The organism is Marinobacter sp. (assembly GCF_039977835.1).
In the GTDB taxonomy this organism is placed as follows: Bacteria; Pseudomonadota; Gammaproteobacteria; order Pseudomonadales; family Oleiphilaceae; genus Marinobacter.
The window spans coordinates 14,192-33,253 of sequence record NZ_JBDWCL010000020.1 but is presented as its reverse complement, the minus strand read 5'-3'; the positions used below and the strand labels follow the sequence as shown (position 1 = coordinate 33,253).

16 protein-coding genes are annotated in these 19,062 nt (G+C 58.3%); 11 read left to right on the top strand and 5 right to left on the bottom strand.

What is annotated here, in order from left to right; all coding sequences use genetic code 11:
- The first annotated feature begins 506 nt into the window (after window positions 1-506).
- From ABJM11_RS07755 to ABJM11_RS07705, 11 genes are all read left to right on the top strand, one after another.
- On the top strand, window positions 507-953 hold the full coding sequence (locus ABJM11_RS07755; protein WP_348295226.1) for a MarR family transcriptional regulator: 447 nt from the start codon (window positions 507-509) through the stop codon (window positions 951-953).
- Window positions 954-1,223: 270 nt separating this feature from the next.
- The gene (locus tag ABJM11_RS07750; RefSeq protein ID WP_407069979.1) at window positions 1,224-2,222 is read left to right on the top strand and encodes a lipid A deacylase LpxR family protein; all 999 of its coding nucleotides are present in this window, start codon (window positions 1,224-1,226) and stop codon (window positions 2,220-2,222) included.
- A gap of 77 nt (window positions 2,223-2,299) precedes the next feature.
- Entirely contained in the window at window positions 2,300-3,532 is a 1,233-nt protein-coding gene (locus tag ABJM11_RS07745; protein WP_348295225.1) for an efflux RND transporter periplasmic adaptor subunit, read from the top strand.
- Entirely contained in the window at window positions 3,529-6,696 is a 3,168-nt protein-coding gene (locus ABJM11_RS07740) for an efflux RND transporter permease subunit (RefSeq protein WP_348295224.1), read from the top strand. The genes ABJM11_RS07745 and ABJM11_RS07740 overlap by 4 nt, the downstream gene beginning before the upstream one ends.
- Window positions 6,686-8,122, top strand: coding sequence for an efflux transporter outer membrane subunit (locus ABJM11_RS07735; RefSeq protein ID WP_348295223.1), 1,437 nt, complete (start codon window positions 6,686-6,688; stop codon window positions 8,120-8,122). The genes ABJM11_RS07740 and ABJM11_RS07735 overlap by 11 nt, the downstream gene beginning before the upstream one ends.
- Window positions 8,103-8,573 carry a MarR family transcriptional regulator gene (locus ABJM11_RS07730; RefSeq protein WP_348295222.1) on the top strand — a complete coding sequence of 157 codons (471 nt, stop codon included), beginning with the start codon at window positions 8,103-8,105 and terminating at the stop codon, window positions 8,571-8,573. The genes ABJM11_RS07735 and ABJM11_RS07730 overlap by 20 nt, the downstream gene beginning before the upstream one ends.
- A gap of 228 nt (window positions 8,574-8,801) precedes the next feature.
- Window positions 8,802-9,422 carry a glutathione S-transferase gene (locus ABJM11_RS07725; RefSeq protein WP_348295221.1) on the top strand — a complete coding sequence of 207 codons (621 nt, stop codon included), beginning with the start codon at window positions 8,802-8,804 and terminating at the stop codon, window positions 9,420-9,422.
- 63 nt (window positions 9,423-9,485) lie between these two features.
- A complete protein-coding gene (locus ABJM11_RS07720) occupies window positions 9,486-10,154 on the top strand; it encodes a cupin domain-containing protein (protein ID WP_348295220.1) in 669 nt (222 codons plus the stop codon).
- A gap of 43 nt (window positions 10,155-10,197) precedes the next feature.
- Window positions 10,198-10,764 carry a TetR/AcrR family transcriptional regulator gene (locus tag ABJM11_RS07715; RefSeq protein ID WP_348295219.1) on the top strand — a complete coding sequence of 189 codons (567 nt, stop codon included), beginning with the start codon at window positions 10,198-10,200 and terminating at the stop codon, window positions 10,762-10,764.
- A gap of 144 nt (window positions 10,765-10,908) precedes the next feature.
- A complete protein-coding gene (locus ABJM11_RS07710; protein WP_348295218.1) occupies window positions 10,909-11,715 on the top strand; it encodes a dienelactone hydrolase family protein in 807 nt (268 codons plus the stop codon).
- An 84-nt stretch (window positions 11,716-11,799) separates the two neighbouring features.
- Entirely contained in the window at window positions 11,800-12,885 is a 1,086-nt protein-coding gene (locus tag ABJM11_RS07705; protein ID WP_348295217.1) for an aldo/keto reductase, read from the top strand.
- Window positions 12,886-12,989: 104 nt separating this feature from the next.
- Here ABJM11_RS07705 and ABJM11_RS07700 read toward each other — a convergent pair whose 3' ends face one another.
- The 5 genes from ABJM11_RS07700 to ABJM11_RS07680 form a co-directional block, all read right to left on the bottom strand.
- Entirely contained in the window at window positions 12,990-16,028 is a 3,039-nt protein-coding gene (locus tag ABJM11_RS07700) for an efflux RND transporter permease subunit (RefSeq protein ID WP_348295216.1), read from the bottom strand.
- A complete protein-coding gene (locus ABJM11_RS07695) occupies window positions 16,025-16,987 on the bottom strand; it encodes an efflux RND transporter periplasmic adaptor subunit (RefSeq protein ID WP_348295215.1) in 963 nt (320 codons plus the stop codon). Before ABJM11_RS07695 ends, ABJM11_RS07700 begins: the two co-directional genes overlap by 4 nt.
- 128 nt (window positions 16,988-17,115) lie before the next feature.
- A complete protein-coding gene (locus ABJM11_RS07690; RefSeq protein ID WP_348295214.1) occupies window positions 17,116-18,018 on the bottom strand; it encodes an alpha/beta hydrolase in 903 nt (300 codons plus the stop codon).
- Window positions 18,008-18,499 (bottom strand): PaaI family thioesterase, encoded by a 492-nt coding sequence (locus ABJM11_RS07685; protein WP_300498578.1) that lies wholly within the window; start codon window positions 18,497-18,499, stop codon window positions 18,008-18,010. Before ABJM11_RS07685 ends, ABJM11_RS07690 begins: the two co-directional genes overlap by 11 nt.
- The gene (locus ABJM11_RS07680) at window positions 18,496-18,981 is read right to left on the bottom strand and encodes a PaaI family thioesterase (protein ID WP_348295213.1); all 486 of its coding nucleotides are present in this window, start codon (window positions 18,979-18,981) and stop codon (window positions 18,496-18,498) included. The genes ABJM11_RS07685 and ABJM11_RS07680 overlap by 4 nt, the downstream gene beginning before the upstream one ends.
- Between the last annotated feature and the right edge of the window lie 81 nt (window positions 18,982-19,062).

Here is a 19,062-nt window from a genome sequence, read left to right as displayed (position 1 = left end):
ACGCGCGACAACCCCATGGCTAAAATTATCCGCATGCCCGTAGGAGCCTCCAGGAGCTTCCCTCGCGCGCTCGGGACTCCTCCTGGACCCACCTACGGGCATTGCAGTTTCCGGCCGCTATGGGCTTTCCGCTTCGTCTGGTTCGCCCCTAGCATAAAGAGGCGGGTCGTCGCAAGAGGGCAAATCGTTCGCAGCCAAATATGCGCGTTTTTCCACCGCCATTCACATACGGCGTTGCGAAGCGCTCGGCGCCAGTTTTTTAAGCCGGTTGCCGGTCCCGGCAGCAAGGATGTCTATCAGGGCGACAGTACGTTGAAGGCCTCCTGTCTCTGAAGAAGCGGCGAGTTACCTGTCTCAGTGGAAGGAAAAGCTCCTTAGCTGGCCTCGGAATCCGCGTGATGTTGCCTATTGATCTGGCGCAAACCTCGCTAATGTGTAACTGACGCTTGTTTATATAATTAGCTTACGATTTACTGTTACTGAATTGTCAATAGCAGGAGAGTGATATGGACCCACAAACCCCTCGAGATCAGTTTCCTTTCATCAATGCCCGGGTAGCAAGACGCTGGCGCAAGTTGCTGGATGAGCGCCTGAAAGACCTGGGGGTTACCCAGGCTCGCTGGTTCACCATGATCTGCCTGCAGCGTGGTGGTGGAGGATTGACCCAGCGGGAGTTAGCCCACTTGATGACCATCGAGAATCCGACATTGGTCCGCCTGCTTGACAGCCTTGAGGAGCAGGGTCTGATTGAACGCCGGCATAGTGAGCGTGATCGGCGCGCCAGGCTGCTTTATCTTACCAAGGCCGGTGAGCGCTTTATGAGCGATCTGAATGAGCGGGCGAATGTGTTGCGGGACGAGATGCTGAGAGGCATAAAAAACACGGACCTGGAAGTCGCCCTGCGTGTTTTTGAGCGGGTTATGGAAAATTCCGCCAACCTCAAAATTTCCTGAACCCGAGACATTTTTCAAGCGCGAGCGACAAGATTAGAGTTGGAGCGTTCCGCACATTCCACCGGTGCAGAACCATTCCATCACGGCTAGCCGTCAATCAGTAATTGTGTTACGTTCAGTTTATACTGAACAGATTGAACAAATTGTGCGGGCAACCGTCTCATCATTTCTGGCCGGCCACCAAAAAGTCGCCGTAGTGGAAGGTATGTCAGCATTCTGGGGCAAGTTTTTTTGCATCCTGAGCAACCCGCCTTGGCAGAGGGCTCTTCATTGAAATCTCGACGTTGCAGAAAGCGTTATCGGAATTGGTGCTCAGGTCTGTTGCTGGGTTCTCTTGTGACATCAGCTTCCGCTGAAGGCCTGCTGTCCCTGAAAATGGAAAACGATGCGTTTTCCGCCGGCGGCGATGGTCAATATACCAACGGCGTAGAGGTGATCTGGGCCTTTGAGCCCCCGGATCGACATTGGACCCGCCGTCTTGCGGACGTCATTCCGGGCTGGTCTGGCAGTAGTCTTGCCGGCGCAACATATCGGCTAGGTCAACAGATGTATACGCCGGAAGATATAAAGGTTGAAGCGCTTATTAAAGATGACCGTCCCTATGCCGGCCTTTTGTTTGGCGGGGTTTCGCTACTGAGCGAAAGGGAGCACGGTGGCTTGCGTTTGGCAGACAGCCTGCATATCGACGTGGGCATGGTGGGCCCGGCCTCCGGCGCTGAGGTGATTCAACGAAATTTCCATGAACTGATTGCGGCAGACAAGCCGAGGGGTTGGGACAACCAGCTTGATAACGAGCCAGTCATCAATTTCGGTTATGAACGTGCCTGGCTTATGAAGCAAAACTTTTCTGGGCTGACCATTGAATATGGGCCGTCTGCCGGGTTGGCGCTCGGCAACCTGTATACCTACGCTTCCGGCGGCCTTGGGTTTCGTTTGGGGGAGGGGCTTGATCGTAGTTTCGGCATTCCATCAGTCGCCCCCGCGCAGGGCGGGCAATCCTCTTTTCGGCGGGATCAGGGCTTTAGCTGGTACGTCTTCGCTGCCGCTGAAGGGCGCTATATGGCACACAACCTGCTTTTAGACGGTAACAGTTTCGAGGACAGCCACTCCGTTGATAGTCGCGAATGGGTGGGCGACGCCCAGGTGGGTGCGGCATTGACCTGGGATCGCTGGCAGATCGCTTACACCTACCTGTGGCGAAGCGAAGAATTCGAGGAAAAGGACGGCGTCGATCAGTTTGGATCGATCGTTCTGTCTACCTGGTTATAAACGAAGGCATGGATCGAACGGTTTTTGAGTCTTTGGCCCATTCAGAGGTTAGTTATATGGAAACAGAGAAGAGTTTGATGGCGCGTCTATTTGGGGTCCGCATGTTGCCAATGTGGATGGCGGCTTTGTTGCTGGCCGGTTGCGACAATTCCTCCGGTCAGGCAAAGGCTGAGCGGTCTGCACCGCCGCCTCCGGAAGTCGGGGTTGTTGAAATGCAGCCTCAGCGTGTGAACCTTTCAATGGAACTGCCGGGCAGAACAGACGCTTACCGTATCTCGGAAGTGAGGCCGCAAGTCACGGGCATTTTGCAGGAGCGCTTGTTTGAACAAGGCGCCCAGGTCAAAGCAGGTGAGGTCCTCTACCAGATCGACCCCAACCGATACCGTGCTGCCCATCAGCGGGCCCAGGCAGAACTGGAGCGCGCGCAGGCCGAATTGCGACAGGCGCAGCGGGAGTGGGCACGTACGTCAGACTTGTTTGAGAAGAATGCGGTCAGCAAGCGTCAACGTGATGAAGCGCTATCGGCCTTGGAGACAGCCCGGGCGGATGTCTCCCGATCCGAGGCGATGGTCGAAACGGCGGGTATCGAGCTGGCGTATACCGAGGTCAAGGCTCCCATCGCCGGGCGCATTGGCCCGACACTGTACACGGAGGGTGCACTGGTAACCGCCAATCAGCCCCAGGTCCTGGCACGCGTGGTTCAGCTTGATCCCATGTATGTCGATATTCAGCTACCGGTCGAAAAACTGGCTCGAATTCGGTCGTCTCTGAAGGAGGGCACGGCTTCTAAGGGCGGCCCAAATGAAGCCGAGACTGTTTTGTTGCGCGAAGACGGCACCCCCTATCCGCATAAGGGACGCGTTGACGTTACGGATGTAACCGTCAACCAAAGCACCAGTTCTGTCACGGTGAGAGCCGTCTTCCCCAATCCGGACGAAGACCTTCTGCCTGGAATGTACGTGCGCGTTCGTCTGAGTGAGGGAGTTCGGGAGAACGCCATTCTGGCGCCGCAGCAGGGCGTGAGCCGTAATCCGCAAGGAGAGGCCACCGCGTTGCTGGTCAACCCGGAGGGTGAAGTTGTCGCCCGCCAGTTAGAGGCAGAGCGGGCCATTGGTGCTTTCTGGCTGGTGGAGAAGGGGTTGGAACCGGGGGATCGTCTCATCGTCTCCGGTCTGCAGAAGGTTCGGCCAGGAGCCAAGGTGAAGCCGGTTGCCGCAGATATTCCATTACATCCCACCCAAAACCAGCAAGCCAGTGGCACGAATAATCCGAAGAAGAACACCTCCAAAGAGGAGGGCCCCGCGCAATGATTAATTTCTTTATTTCCAGGCCCGTTTTTTCCTGGGTTCTGGCCATTGTCGCCATGCTGGCAGGTATCATGGCGATCTTCGTTTTGCCGGTTCAGCGGTATCCGTCGGTGGCGCCGCCGGCGGTGGAAATTCAGGCCGATTATCCTGGCGCCTCGGCGGACACCGTGTCCAATACGGTGGTTCAGGTCATTGAACAAGAGATGACGGGCCTCGACAATCTGCTCTATATGGGGTCGACAGCGGATTCCTCAGGCCACGCTACGGTTACTCTCACCTTTGCGGCGGGCACCGATCCGGACATTGCCCAGGTCCAGGTACAGAACAAGCTCAAACTGGCGGAACCCCGACTCCCGGAAGTGGTGCGCCAGCAGGGGATCAGCGTCGAGAAATCCAGCACCAGCTTTCTGATGGTAATGGCATTCGTCTCTACCGACGGTCGCCTCAGCAAGCTGGATATCGCCGATTTTATCAGCTCCGAGTTAGCCGAACCCATCGGACGGGTAACCGGTATCGGCAGCGTGCAGGTTTTCGGCTCTGAATATGCGATGCGGATTTGGCTGGACCCTTCGGCATTGACCAATTACGGCTTGACCGTCGCCGACTTGAGCGCCGCCATCGAGGCGCAAAACGCCCAGGTCACCGCCGGCCAGCTCGGCGGGCTGCCCGCGGTCGAGGGCCAGCAACTCAATGCTACGGTCACCGCCCAGACCTTGCTCACCTCAACTGAAGAGTTCCGCAACATCCTGCTCAAGAGTATGCCCGACGGGTCCCGGGTGCGCCTGGGGGATGTTGCCCGCGTTGAGCTGGGCGGCGGTGCAGTCCAGATTGACACTTTCTACAATGGCGAACCGGCTGCCGGCCTTGGCATCAATCTGGCGCCGGGTGCCAACTCGCTGGCCGTCACAGAGGCTGTTAAAGCGCGGGTCCAGGAGCTCGAGCCCTATTTTCCCGAAGGGGTGGAGATTCGGTATCCCTACCAGACGGCCCCCTTCGTGGAGGCCTCCATCGACGCGGTGGTCACAACCATCATCGAGGCAATCGCCCTGGTGGTCCTGGTCATGCTCGTGTTTCTCCAGAGTTGGCGGGCTACCCTGATACCAGCGATCGCAATCCCGGTGGTGCTGTTGGGTACCTTTGCGATCATGGCGGCCTTCGGCTTTTCCATCAACATGCTCACTCTCTTCGGTCTCGTATTGGCGATCGGCCTTCTGGTGGATGACGCCATCGTGGTGGTTGAGAACGTCGAGCGTGTGATGCATGAGGACGGCCTGAGCCCGATGGAGGCGACGCGCAAGTCCATGGGGCAGATAGCCAGCGCGTTGATTGGCATCGGCGTGGTGTTGTCTGCTGTGTTTATCCCGATGGCCTTCTTTCCGGGCTCCACCGGGGCAATCTATCGGCAGTTTTCCCTGAGTATTGCTGGTGCCATGGTGCTTTCGGTGCTGGTGGCTCTTATTCTGAGCCCCATGCTGTGTGGGCGGATCCTCAAGCCCACGCACGAAAGAACCTTGCTGCAAAAACTGTTCGGCTGGTTTGAGGCAGGCCTGGGGCGACTGACCCGGGGCTATGTCCGGCTGGTTGGCCATACGGCACGCCACGCCTGGCTCTACACACTGGCGTTCCTGGGCATCGTCGGCCTGGTGGCCGTTCTCTTTGTGCGGTTGCCCGGCGGGTTCCTGCCCGCGGAAGACCAGGGGTTCGCCGTAGTGCAGTATCAGTTGCCCGCCGGTGCGACCCAGCAGCGTACAATCGATACGATTCAGGTTATCGAAGATTACTTTATGGAGCAGGATGAGGTGCAGGGCCTCTTCACAATCGCTGGTTTCAGCTTCGCTGGCCGGGCGCAGAACGCGGGACTGGCGTTCGTCAATCTCAAGCCATGGAGTGAGCGCGATCCCGAGACGCAAAGCGCCGGCGCCATCATTCAGCGGGCGAACCGGGCGCTTGCCGGACTGGTGCGTGATGGGCGGGCTTTTGCGTTCAATTTGCCACCGATACCGGAATTGGGGCAGGCCCTGGGCTTTGAATTGCGTTTACAGGATCGGGGTGCCATCGGGCATGAAGCACTCATGGCAGCGCAAGGTCAATTGCTGCAGTTGGCGGCCGAAAGCCCCGTGCTGACGAGTGTGCGTCCCAACGGTTTGGCGGACAACCCCCGCTACAAAGTGGACATTGATCACGAAAAGGCACAGGCCCTTGGCATAGAGTTATCCGAGATCAGTCGACTTCTGTCGGTGACCTGGGGCTCGCAATACGTTAACGATTTTCTCCATGAGGGGCGGGTCAAGCGAGTCTATGTTCAGGGTGATGCCCCTTTCCGGATGCTGCCTGAGGATTTTGAGGCGTGGTATCTGCGAGCCGCTGATGGAGAGATGACCCCGTTGAGCGAAGTGACGAACGGACGCTGGGAGTATGGCTCACCGCGCCTTGAGCGTTTCAACGGTGTTCCGTCCCGCCAGATTCAGGGTGAGCCGGCTCCCGGTTACAGTACCGGTGAAGCCATGGTCGAGGTTGAGCGTTTGATCGCTCAACTCCCGGACGGTGTGGCCGGCGCCTGGAGCGGCCTGTCCTATCAGGAGCGCCAGGCCGGTGCCCAGGCATCCCTGCTTTACGCGCTGTCGGCACTGGTGGTGTTTCTGGCGCTCGCCGCGCTCTACGAAAGTTGGACCATACCCATTTCCGTGATGTTAGCGGTGCCATTGGGCGTACTCGGGGCGGTACTTGCAGCGATGATTCGCGGGCTTCCTAACGACGTCTTCTTTCAGGTTGGCATACTGACCACCGTCGGTGTGACTGCGCGCAACGCTATACTTCTGGTGGAGTTTGCTCGAGCGCTCGAGGATCAGGGAATGAAGCTGATAGAGGCAACCAAGGAAGCGGCGCGAGTGCGCTTGAGGCCGATTCTGATGACATCGGTTGCTTTCGGCATGGGTGTGTTGCCGCTTGCTTTCGCCAGTGGAGCGGGTGCAACCACGCGTATTGCAATAGGGACGGCGGTACTGGGTGGCATGATTTCGGCAACGATACTGGCGACGTTCTTTATCCCACTGTTCTATGTGGTCGTCCGCCGTATCACGGATTTTCTGAGTGGCTCCAGAGACCAGGATGACTCGGCTGCGGCCGCTCCCGGACGGGCAGACGGAGGTGTGGCTGATGACCGTTAAGGTATTACTGGCCACTGTGATTGCGTTGTTACTTGGTGGCTGCTCACTCGCGCCGACTGTTGAGAAACCCGAGCCGTCGGTGCCGGAAACCTGGACGTCCGCACGACTTTCGGCGGACGACAAACTCCCCCTGGACTGGTGGCGTGGCTACGGCGATCCGGCACTTGTCACCCTTGTTGAGGAGGCGCTTGATGCCAACAGCGATCTGCAGCTCGCGGCTGCCCGGGTTGCCGAAGCACGGGCGCTCCTTACCGGGCAGCAGGCAGAGCAATACCCGCTTCTGGAGGTGGAGGGCTCAGCGGTGCGCCAGGGACCGAGTGAAGAGGCCGTCAACAGCGCTGGTGGTGGTCAACCCTTCAACGATATCCAGGTTGGTGGGGTGCTATCGTACGAGCTGGATCTCTGGGGGCGGCTCGCGAATGCCAGCGAAGCAGCCCGGGCACGGCTTCTGGCCAGTGCAGCGAATCGCGAGGCCGTGCGACTGGCCGTGATTGGTGAGGTGGCCAATGGTTACTTCAATTTGCGTGCGCTTGATCGTCAGATCGACATCGCGGAACGCACCGTGTCGTCCCGCCGCGAATCGGTCGCCCTGCAACGGGCCCGGTTTGAAGGAGGCGAGGTCAACGAATTGGCCCTGCGGCAGGCAGAATCCGAGCTTGCGGCCGCTGAATCCGAACTTCCGAGGCGTCGCCAACAGCGCTCCCTTCAGCGAAACGCCTTGGCAGTGCTTCTGGGGCGAGATCCACAACGGATTGTACGGAGTGATATTTCCGTAGCGAATACCATTGGTGAGATGAATGTTCCGGCCAGTATCCCTGCAGGCCGACCAGCAGATCTGATGGTTCGGCGACCCGACATTGCCGCAGCCGAACAGGAATTGATTGCGGCCAACGCCGAAATCGGTGTTGCCCGGGCGGCGTTCCTGCCCAGGATTTCGTTTGAGGGGCTGCTGGGCCTGCGAAGTGCCTCCGGTGGGGACTTGTTCCAGGGCTCGGCATCCACTTGGCAGTTGGGCGGCTCGTTAGTCGGCCCGTTGCTGGACTTTGGGCGTTCCGAGGCATTGGTCAATCAGGCGGAGGCGCGTCAACGCCAGGCTCTGATTGCCTATCGTCAGGCCATCCAGGTGGCGTTTCGGGAGGTGCTCGACGCGATGGCCGGGGTGCGTGGCACCGAAGATCGCCAGGAAGCGCAGGCCCGGCAGGTAGCAGCACTGCGAAGCACGGCCAAACTTGCGCGATTGCGCTTTGAGGGTGGCGCGTCCAGTTACCTGGAGGTGCTGGACGCTGAACGAAGCCTGTTTACAACCGAACTTGATCTCGTGGAAACGCGGCGCGATCACTTGCAGTCGACGGTTAATTTGTATCGCGCGCTGGGAGGGGGTTGGCAGAGTTCATTGCAACCTTCAAATGATGAAAGTACTGACTGAATCAGACAGACGTTTTATTGAACGCCTCGGTCTTCAGGCTCAATCTGAAGGCTTTTCCCGCATCGCTGGGCAACTTTGGGCGACACTGATCGTGTCGGATGGTCCCGTCAGCTCATCGCAGCTTGTGGATACGTTGCGTGTCAGTAAGGCGAGCGTCAGTACGAATACGTGCTTTCTTGAAAGACTCGGCATTGTTGAACGTCGAACAATGCCGGGTGAGCGCCAGGATTTTTTCGCGATTCGTCCCCATCCCTACGCTGCCTTGGTGGAAGGGCAGATAAAACGGCTCGAGGCCAGAAAGGAGGTGATCGCCGAAGCCAAGGCAACCATTACCAATGAACAAACGCTTGCCAAGCTGGCTGATCTGGATCAGTTCTACACCCTGTATTATGAGAGCTCCAAAGACCTTTTAAAGCAGCTGAAATCTCGAATCCACGGACATAACAAATAATAACATCAAAGGTTTAACCTTGGATTTCATCCGGGGCTGAATGAAACGCTGGCTATGTCAGAGCAACCCTGGCTGGTGTTACTGCGAGGAGGCCTGGACCGTCCTTGCTGTTTGGAATGTCTTGTCAGCGGCTCAAAGCAAAGCAGAATAGTTGAATTGCCTCTTGCGTACCTACCTACTGATAGGTAAATTAAACGTCGTATGCTTAATGACCAACAGAGGTAATCCATGAAAATTTACGACACTGAAGGCTTCCCGAACCCGCTCCGCGTTCGCATCGCCCTGGCAGAAAAAGGCGCAACGAATAAGGTGGAATTCGTCCCGGTCGATGTCATGGGTGGGGAGCACCGTTCCGATGCGTTCAAAACGAAAAACCCGGATGCCACCGTGCCCATGCTGGAACTTGACGACGGCACCTGCATCGCCCAGTGCAATGCCATCACTGAATATATCGACGGCGTCTTTGATGGTCCGTCCCTCACGGGCACGACCCCAGCGGAGCGTGCCCGTATCGCAATGATGAATCTGCGGGCAGAAAACGGGCTGATGAACGCCGTGGGTGCCTATTTCCACCATGCGACCCCGGGGCTTGGTCCGGATCTGGAAACCTGGCAGTGCGCTGAATGGGGTAATAAACAGAAAGAAGTGGCCAGCGCAACCATGGCCTACCTTGACAGCGTTCTGGCGGACAACGAGTTTCTCGCAGGTGACAGCTTCTCGGTCGCAGACATCACCGCCTTTGCCGGTCTGGGGTTTGCGGATTTCGCGAAGGTTGACATTCCCGAGTCCCTGACCAATCTACAGGCCTGGCGCGCAAAAGTCGCAGCCCGTCCTTCAATTGCAGGATGACCCGAAACCTTCGGGTTTCATGCTGCCGCTGAAAACAGGAAGGTCACAAAAGGGAGGAATACTATGGAGATTAATGCAGATTTTTCCAAACCGGTTGTTGTGCATTCCGACCGGCTTGAATGGCAGCCCTCGCCCATGAAAGGCGTGGAGCGGCGCATGCTGGACCGGATCGGGGACGAAGTTGCCCGCGCCACCACCATCGTGCGTTATGCGCCGGGCAGCCATTTCTCGGCGCATACCCATACCGGGGGAGAAGAGTTCATCGTACTCGATGGTGTGTTCCAGGATGAGCACGGCGACTTCCCAGCCGGCAGCTATGTGCGCAACCCTCCGACCACGTCACATATTCCGGGTTCTGAAACGGGCTGCACGATATTTGTGAAACTGTGGCAGTTCGACCTGGCCGATCGCACCCAGTTCAGCAAGAATATGGAAGCCGGGCTGGGCGCGCCGGTAGACGGCGTTGCCACTGCAAAGCTGCATGAGGACAATCGTGAGATCGTGACCTACAGCCAGCTCGATGCGGGGGCGACACTGACCTCTGAGGCGCCCGGCGGAATCGAACTGCTGGTGGTCGAAGGTTCGGCTACCAGGGATGGCGAGGTGCTGGCCAGGCATGACTGGCTGCGCCTCCCTGAAGGACACCGGTTGTCCGTGACGGCCGGGGACGACGGCGCCAAGATCTGGATGAAAACGGGGCACCTGCGATTTGCCGGGGCGCCGAGGGTATAAGCCCGGCAATAGCGGGATTGCAAAGGCAGGCAGGTGAATAACCATGAACCGTGATACCAGAACAGCCCTGATGGATCTTGCCGAGCACACCGTCCGGTCACGGGGCTTTGACGGGTTCAGCTACGCGGATCTGGCCGAGGCCATCGGCATTCGAAAGGCCTCGATCCATTATCATTTCCCCACCAAGGCGAAGCTCTCCGAAGCCTTGATCGAGCGCTATCAGACCAGTCTGCAGCAGGGTCTTGCCGAGATCGAGGCAGCTCATGCCAGCGCAGGCGAGCGCCTCAAGGCACTCATTGCCCTGTACCGCGGAGCGTTGCATGATGGACAAACCGTGTGTCTGTGTGTTGCCTTTTCGACCTGCCGCGAAAGCCTGTCCGACACCGTCATTGCCAGAGTCGGCGCCGTTCGCGCAATGGTTCTGCAGTGGATTACGGCAACCTTTGAGCTGGGACAAACGGATGGATCCGTCTCGGCCATCGGTGATCCGAGTGATGAAGCACCGGCGACCCTGGCGATGCTGGAAGGTGCCCACCTTGCCGCGCGCACCGAAGAAGACCCCGCCGTTTTTGATGCTGCAACGCGACTGCTGAGCGCCCGCTGTCGGTAACGACAGGACAGGAATCGCGCTTTGAGCGAGCGATTAAATTTGCGTTCGCTCACCCGGCGACATTTCCTGTGAGCTTTGGTCGATGTTTACCCGTAGATAATTGCTAAGCAAACCGACCCATAACGAATGAAAAGGAGCAAACAGATGATGAGCACCCTGAAAACAGCACTGGCAGCAGCCACGCTGTCACTCACTGTTGCAAGTACGCAGGTACTGGCAGAAACGCAAACCAGAACCATCGAATATCAAGTCGGCGACGAGACCTTCACCGGCTACATGGCCTGGGATGATGAATTCGGGCAGAAGCGTCCGGGGGTTCTGGTTGTCCATGAATGGTGGGGGCACAATGAATTCGCGCGAAATCAGGCAGAACGGCTTGCTTCCGCCGGCTATACAGCGTTTGCACTGGATATGTATGGCTCGGGCAAACAAGCCGACCACCCTGATACTGCCCAGAAATTCATGCAGGAAGCCACCAGGGACATGGACCAGGTTAAGGCACGCTTCATGAAGGCGATGGACATCCTGAAGAACCACGAAAGTGTTGATGCGTCCCGAATTGCAGCGCAGGGTTACTGCTTTGGCGGTGCCGTCGTTCTCAACATGGCGCGCATGGGTGTTGATCTGGACGGCGTTGTCAGCTTCCACGGTGCGCTCGGCAGCCCTCTCACGGCTGAACCCGGATCCGTGAAAGCCAGGATCCAGGTTTACACAGGCGGTGCCGACAAACTGGTCTCCTCGGATCAGGTGGCGAGCCTGGTCAAAGAAATGCAGGATGCCGAAGTCGATCTGACACTGGTGAGCTTCCCCGGAGTGCTGCACTCATTTACCAATCCGGGTGCTGACAGGATCGCCGAAGAGTTTGGCATGCCGGTGGGTTATGACGAAGCGGCTGCCGCCCGCTCCTGGGATGGCGCTATGCGTTTCTACAAGGCCATCTTCGCCGAGTAACACAAGCGAATGCAAAAAAACCGAAACCGGCAGTCTTTACAGTGAATTCTGGAACACCAACCGAAAAGCATGAGGAGGTGCAACATGGCAACTGAGAGTTTACCGCGGTTCAATGATGACAATCGTCCAGGCTACAAGTCGCTGGGCAACTCGGGTCTGTTCGTCTCCGAGCTGTGCCTGGGCACCATGACCTTCGGCGGCGATGAGGACATTTGGGGGCTGATCGGCCAGTTGCAGCAGGAACAGGCCGACGAACTGGTGAAGATCGCCCTGGAAGCGGGGATTAACTTTATCGATACCGCCAACATCTATGGTTTCGGCGCCAGTGAGCGCATCGTCGGCCAGTCCCTGAAGAACCTCGGCGTTCGCCGGGAAGATGTCGTGCTGGCCACCAAGGTGCTCGGCCCAATGGGCGATAGCCCCAATGCCCGTGGTGCTTCCCGCGGCCACATCATGAGCGAATGCAAGGCGAGCCTGGCGCGCCTGCAAACGGATTATATCGACCTGTACCAGATCCACGGTTTTGACCCGGCCACCCCGATCGAGGAAACCCTGGAGGCACTGAACACCCTGGTGCAACAGGGCCATGTGCGTTATGTGGGCCTGTCCAACTGGGCCGCCTGGCAGGTGATGAAAGCCATCGGCATCACCCGGGCCCGCAACCTGTGCCCGATCATATCCCTGCAGGCCCACTATACCCTCGTGGGTCGCGACCTGGAGCGGGATATTATTCCGATGCTGGAATCTGAGAACGTCGGTCTGATGGTGTGGAGCCCACTGGCAGGCGGTTATCTGTCCGGTAAATACGAGGGGCCGGACGTGTCCGAGGAAAACCGGCGTGCCAAGTTTGACTTTCCGCCTGTCAACCGTGAGCGGGGCAGCGAAGTCATCAAGGTGATGCGGGAGATTGCCGACGAAAAGCAGATCGATGGCGAGCCGGTCACGGTGGCACAGATCGCTCTGGCGTGGCTGTTGCACCAAAACGTCGTGAGCAGCATTATCGTTGGCGCCAAGCGGCCGGACCAGCTGAAAGCCAATATCCAGGCAGCGCAGATCCGGTTGTCTGGCGAAGAACGTAATGCGCTCGACGAGGTGAGCCGTATACCAGAGGAGTATCCGGGCTGGATGATGAAAATGATGGCCGGGTACCGGGACTCTACCGAGTCCTGATTCCGAAACCAATCCAATCTCCACAGCGTGCTGCGCCCCGGCGGCGTAGCCGCTCAACTCGAGAAGCGGCCTATGCTGTCAACACGCAAACGTCCGTGGCTACTTCAATCTTCTATCTGTAAGCGAAACCAGAGTGCATAAAGCGCCGGCACAAACAATAGCGTGATCAGAGTGCCAACCGCTACACCGCCGATAAGGACATAAGCCAGTGGCCCCCAGAACAGGTCAAAGGTCAGAGGTACAAACGCCAGAACGGCCGCCAGGGCAGTGAGTACCACGGGGCGGGCGCGTTGGACTGCCGCCTCGACCACGGCTTCCCGGGCAACCATTCCTGCTTTGGAGTTGTCCTGCACCTGCTGGGTCAGAATCATGGTATTTCGCATCAGGATGCCGCCCAGGCCAATCAGTCCCAGCAGCGCGGTAAAACCAAAGGGTTGGTTAAACAGCAGCAAAGCCAGCACAGCGCCAATCAGCCCCAGTGGCGCGGTGGCCAGAACGGTCAAGGTGCCGATAAATGAACGCATCTGAAGCATGATGAAAATCAGCATCAACGCCAACATCACCGGCTGTAATGCCTCGATGGACGCATTGGCTTTGGCGGATTGCTCGACCGTACCGCCGATTTCAACACGATAACCCTCCGGTAACTGTTCACGCAGGCCTGTCATCGCACTCCAGATCTCCTTGGTGACATCCGGTGGCTGGGCGCCTTCCACATCCGCCTGAACGGCCAGGAAGGGAGCACGGTTGTAACGCTTTATAACCGGCTCCTCATAGCGAACCTGCCACTTGCCCAGTTGCTTTACGGAAAGTTTGCGGCCGTCGCGGGTCTTGATTTCAAGATCTTCGGGCATCATCCCTTCGCCACGGGCATTACGCGCCACCAGTTGAACGCTCCTTATGCCCTGGCGTAGCTCGGTAACGGCCACTCCGCGAAGCTGGAACTGGAGTTGCCGGGCAACCTCTGCCGGGGTCAGGCCCATCCAACCCAGATTTTCTGGATCCAACTCAAGATAGAGTGTGGGTACACGCTCATCCCAATTTAGATGCGGCATGACGATATTCGTGTGCCCCTCCATGAGAGTCCGGATCTGGTGCCCGATCTCTCTGAGTTGATCTGGTTTCGGACCCAACACACGAAAACTGACAGGCCAGACCACCGGGGGGCCATACAACAAACGCGTTACTCGTACTCGTGCCTCCGGAAACTCACCCGCCGCGATTCTGGTTTCCAGCGCCGAGATGATGCGATCGCGCCCTTCAACGTCCTGCCCAATGGCAATCAACTTGGCAAATGCCGGGTCCGGCTGCTCGGGGTTTGCCGATACGAAGAACCGGGGTGCACCGGCACCGATGTAGGCAGAAAGGCTTTTCACCTCCGGCATGTCCATCAAAATCGCTTCCAGGCGTCTGACACTTTCATCGGTGGTGGCGATGGCGCTCCCCTGCGGAGCAAACACACTGATCAGAACTTCGGGGCGATCAGAACTGGGGAAAAATTGCTTCTGCACTTGAGTTGCCATACCGAAAGCACTGATCGCCAGCAAACCCACTGTGATAAAAACGACGGTTTTCCGGTACTGTACACACGCTGTGATCACTCCACGCAACCGCTGATAAAAAGCGCTTTGGTAAAGGTCCTGGCCCGTATGCCCGGGGTAATCGGGCAAAAGCTTGACGCCCAGATAAGGCGTGAAGGTGACCGCCACCACCCAGGAAATCAACAACGAAAAAGCCAGCACCCAGAAGATGTTGCCGGTGTATTCCCCAACACCGGACTGGGCAAATCCGATGGGGACAAATCCGGCCACCGTTACCAGCGTTCCAAACAGCATGGGCGCAGCTGTTACACTCCAGGCATGACTGGCGGCCCGTACCCGGTCCCAGCCGCTCTCCATTTTTACAATCATCATTTCAATGGCGATGATCGCATCGTCCACTAGCAGGCCCAGTGCGATAATCAGCGCGCCCAGGGTGATGCGGTCCAGGTTAATGCCCGCTATTTTCATCAATAAAAAGGTCAGGCCGAGAGTGACGGGAATCGCGATGCCCACCACCAAACCCGCGCGCAGACCGATCGCCAGTATGCTGACCCCCATCACGACGACCAACGCCACCAGAAACTTGACCTGAAAGAGATCAACCGCCTGAGTGATGGCTTCGGCCTGGTCGGTCAGGGTCTGTATTGACATCCCCAGGGGCAGTCTGTCCTGTTCAGTACTGACAAACTCGCGCAGGCGCTCGCCAAACGCCAGGCCATTTTCGCCTGCCTCCATGACGACGCCCAGGAGAATCGCATCCTCACCGCTGGAACGGACGATGTAGTTCAACGGATCTTCATAGCCCAAACGCACCTCGGCCAGATCAGACACGGTGATGAGCTGGTCTCCGATACGCAGAGGTACTGAGGCGAGGCGCTCAATGTCAGACAGGTCGATGTTGCTGCGGATGTAAACCCGCGGGCCGGCCAGATCAACAAAGCCAAGAGGCTCAAGACGATTGTTGGCCTCTATCGCCTGTAACACGTCTTCTGCCGACAAACCGAGGTTGTTGAGCCGGTCCTGATCAAACTCGAGATACACCCGCTCAGGACGCTCCGCCAGGAGCTGTGCTTTTTGCAAGCCGGGCAGCCGTTGCAGGCGATCTCGTATCGATTCTGCCTCGCGGGTCAGTTCACGCATTGGCATTCCGGGTGCCGTCAGGGCCAGCAGAGAGAAATACACATCCGCGAAATCGTCGTTAACGATGGGTCCGATCACACCCCGGGGGAGGGTAGGCCCCTCATCGGACATGCGTTTGCGGACCTGGTAAAAGAGGTCAGGCACTTTTTCACTGGGCGTATAATCCTGGAACCGGATAAGCATGGAGGCCTGTCCGGGCCGAATGGTGGTTTCAACGGTGTCGAAATACGCCACTTCCTGGATTTGCTTTTCCAGACGATCCACCACCTGATTCTGCAGCACCTCGGGGGTTGCTCCCGGCCAGACCACAGAGACCACCATCGACCGCACGGTGAACGCAGGGTCTTCTGCCCGACCAAGGGATGAGAACGCGTAGAAGCCCGCAACGACCGACATCAAAAGAAAAAAGAGGGTGACCGAACGCTCGCGCACTGCCAGCGCAGAGAGATTAGGCAGGCTCATCGCGCCAGCTCCCGCACCGCCATGCCAGGAGTGAGCAGGTGTGTCCCCAACGCGACAATGGGCGTTCCCGCATTGATATCGGCCCTGATCTGCGCATATTCCTCGCCCAAATCGATTACCTCGACCGCAAGGGGGTTTACGGTGCCGTCGGAGACCAACCAGACCTGCGGCGTTTGCCCTCTCTCGTCAAGGGCACCCAGCGGTACACGATGGCTGGCCGTAGTTTGTTTCTGTGTTAACCGGACACTCACCACCGAACCAAGCGTTAACGACGAGGGGTAGGGCCCCTCCAGGCTGTATCGGGCACGCCAGCTCCGACTGCCGGGGTCGGCAGCCCCGGCAATCTCTCGCAGACTCAGCGCAAGCTGTTCGCCACTGGACAAAGGAAGATACCCGTCCTTGGGCGGGTTACTGCCCTCAGGTAAAAAAACCTCTACTTCCAGTGATTGATCTTCAGCCAGGACGGCAAGGGTTTGACCGACACCCACAACCTGGCCGGGCTCAACGATGACCTCAGTGACCACACCTGTGTTGGACGCTTTTAGTTCCGCATACCCCAGAGCATTCTGAGCCTGCTGATTGCGCGCAGAAGCCGTTTCCACCTGGCTGCGCGCCTCGCGCTCGGCCAATTCAAGGCGTCGCAGGGTTTGTTCGCTGACAAACTGACGTCCTACCAGTTGCTGCTGGCGCTGGAGCTCATCGGTGGCAATGGCCAGGGCCGCTTCTGCACGCCTCAGATCCGCGGCGGCCCCCTCCGCCGTTGCCACAAGGTCTCGTGTATCGAGCTTGAACAGTAAACGGCCTTTTTCCACGCGCTGACCGGGATCGATGAAGCGCTGTTGAATACGGCCGGCGATCTGAAAGGCCTGGGGAACTTGGTGACGGCCTCGCAGGGTTCCTGAAAATCTCTGCGCAGTTGGGGCCGCCTCCTTTAGAACAACGGTTTTTACCCAGGGCATAGAGGCGCGGGCCTCTGGGGGTGGTTCCGAAGACTGCTGACAACCAGACAAAATGAGCAGCGAGATAAACAGGGTCAGCATACAGCGCATAGCAGGTGTCCCGAGTAGCAAAAATCCAGGTGTGAGTATCAGTTCTCGCGGCATCCGGATAAAGCAAGCTGCAGGATGGCATCGCGAACGGTGTCGTTCTGCTCCATGGGCAGAAAATGGGTTGTACCTGCAACCACCCTCACGTCAGCCGAAGGCAGCTGGGTCTGCAGGCGTTTTTGCGCCGCCGGCGAGAAGGTTGACCCGTGTTCCGCAGCCAGCGCGATAACCGGGCACCGCAACTGACGAATACCTGGCCAAGGGTTGTGTTCGGTATGGGCAAACGTCGTACTTTCCCACTCCGGGCTGCACGCCAGTTGAAGTTGATCTTCCTGCGGCACGAAGGCGTGCTGGACGTAGGCTTCCAGCCACGCTTCGGGCCAGGTTTTGAAACCACCGCGGCCACGATAGTTGTCCAGCGCAGCAGCGTGCGAATCAAATACCCTGCGCCGACGTGCCGCGCCGGCAGCCAGCGACAACCGATGTGACTGACGCAGCAGTTTGGCCAACCCCAACTTCAGGCCCTGCACCGGATCCATGATCACGGGTTCCGCCAGTATCAGGCCCAGCACTTTGTCAGGTCGGCGGGCAGCGGCCATGATGCTGGTGGTGGCACCGATGGAATGGCCGGCAAGCCAGACCGGCTCGTCCTGGCTATCCAGCAGAGCCGTCATGTCGCGATAATAGGTTTCCCAGCCCCGGAATGTCGAAACATTCGCCGCACCGGCGCTGGCGCCATGCCCCCGCATGTCCCAGGCCAGGACATTGACGTCCGTGGCAAGCTCGTCAAGGAGAGGGCGATACAGGCGGCCATGGAAACCCGTGGCATGTGCCCAGTGCAGGGTAGGGCGCGATTTGCTTTGCGGCCAGCGCCACAGTGCGACGTCGGCGCCATCCGTCGCCCGGAATTCGTCGCGTTCAGGTGTGTTGTGCTTAATGTCCATGACGGTCTTCTTGTTGCGCGGCCATTGTCGGGAGCAACAACTGAACCTGACCGCTGGCGATCGGTTTGCTTTTCTCGCCTTGCCAGCAGGTCACCTGGACCAGGCTGGTCCGCCTGCCTTGCCGGACAATGTCAGCCTTGGCGAACGTCGATCGGGCCTTCGCGGAGCGGAGGTAATTGATGTGGCTGTCGAGAATGCGCGGGCAACGTGTCTCAGTATCCTGGCTTTGCGCAGCCACCCGCGCGGTGAGTTCGATCAGGGCCCCAAGCACACCGCCATGGAGGGCAGGTAGCATGAAGTTGCCAATCAGTGCTTCACGACACGGCAAATGAACCAATACACCTGCATCACCGCGCTGAACCTCAAGCCCGAGGTGCCGTGCGTAGGGAATACGCTCCAGCAGAGCCTGCCAGTCAGCACATTCTTTCCCACTTTCCGCAGCGCCTGAGATGTGTTGTGCCGAATCGCCAGTCGTGCTCATGCGCGCTCCTTTCCCCGTCCACCGGCATGGAATTGCTGGCCCTGGGTGTTACGCATGAAGGTGGCGTTTGCCGTCGCTAGCAACTCACGATTGCCCTCGCTAAGGATGTCACAATGAATAAACGCGACCTCGTCCGTTAAATGTCGACAGGTAGCCACCGCTAACAGGGCCTGGTCGCCGCTGGCAGGGCGCAGATAATCCATGCGCAGATCCAGCGTGGCAATGGGCATCAACTCCAGGGCCCCCGCGAATACCGCCAGGCCTCCGGCGGAGTCTGCCAGCGAGTAAAGTACGCTGGTGCAGATTTCTTTCGTATCCTCTTGGGCGAACATCCATGACTGTGGCGTCAGACGCATACAGACCTGGCCCTGGTCTACCGAGACAACCTGCATACCCAGCTCCCTGCCGTGGGGAACCTGCTCGGTGAACTGCCACGCCGTCGCCACAGCGTTACTGTGCTGAGCTCTGTTCGGCTTGGTCATCAGATTTGCCCAGCCTGGCATGCCTTTCGTACCGAGGCGGAAGTGATGGGAACCAGCTGATTTTCATCAATCATTGCCATG

Coding starts and splice junctions, on each gene's coding strand:
- ABJM11_RS07700 (WP_348295216.1), bottom strand. CDS start 16,028: ATGAGCCTGCCTAATCTCTCTGCGCTGGCAGTGCGCGAGCGTTCGGTC.
- ABJM11_RS07680 (WP_348295213.1), bottom strand. CDS start 18,981: ATGACCAAGCCGAACAGAGCTCAGCACAGTAACGCTGTGGCGACGGCG.
- ABJM11_RS07740 (WP_348295224.1), top strand. CDS start 3,529: ATGATTAATTTCTTTATTTCCAGGCCCGTTTTTTCCTGGGTTCTGGCC.
- ABJM11_RS07705 (WP_348295217.1), top strand. CDS start 11,800: ATGGCAACTGAGAGTTTACCGCGGTTCAATGATGACAATCGTCCAGGC.
- ABJM11_RS07755 (WP_348295226.1), top strand. CDS start 507: ATGGACCCACAAACCCCTCGAGATCAGTTTCCTTTCATCAATGCCCGG.
- ABJM11_RS07685 (WP_300498578.1), bottom strand. CDS start 18,499: ATGAGCACGACTGGCGATTCGGCACAACACATCTCAGGCGCTGCGGAA.
- ABJM11_RS07690 (WP_348295214.1), bottom strand. CDS start 18,018: ATGGACATTAAGCACAACACACCTGAACGCGACGAATTCCGGGCGACG.
- ABJM11_RS07745 (WP_348295225.1), top strand. CDS start 2,300: ATGGCGCGTCTATTTGGGGTCCGCATGTTGCCAATGTGGATGGCGGCT.
- ABJM11_RS07695 (WP_348295215.1), bottom strand. CDS start 16,987: ATGCCCTGGGTAAAAACCGTTGTTCTAAAGGAGGCGGCCCCAACTGCG.
- ABJM11_RS07725 (WP_348295221.1), top strand. CDS start 8,802: ATGAAAATTTACGACACTGAAGGCTTCCCGAACCCGCTCCGCGTTCGC.
- ABJM11_RS07720 (WP_348295220.1), top strand. CDS start 9,486: ATGGAGATTAATGCAGATTTTTCCAAACCGGTTGTTGTGCATTCCGAC.
- ABJM11_RS07715 (WP_348295219.1), top strand. CDS start 10,198: ATGAACCGTGATACCAGAACAGCCCTGATGGATCTTGCCGAGCACACC.
- ABJM11_RS07710 (WP_348295218.1), top strand. CDS start 10,909: ATGATGAGCACCCTGAAAACAGCACTGGCAGCAGCCACGCTGTCACTC.
- ABJM11_RS07730 (WP_348295222.1), top strand. CDS start 8,103: ATGATGAAAGTACTGACTGAATCAGACAGACGTTTTATTGAACGCCTC.
- ABJM11_RS07735 (WP_348295223.1), top strand. CDS start 6,686: ATGACCGTTAAGGTATTACTGGCCACTGTGATTGCGTTGTTACTTGGT.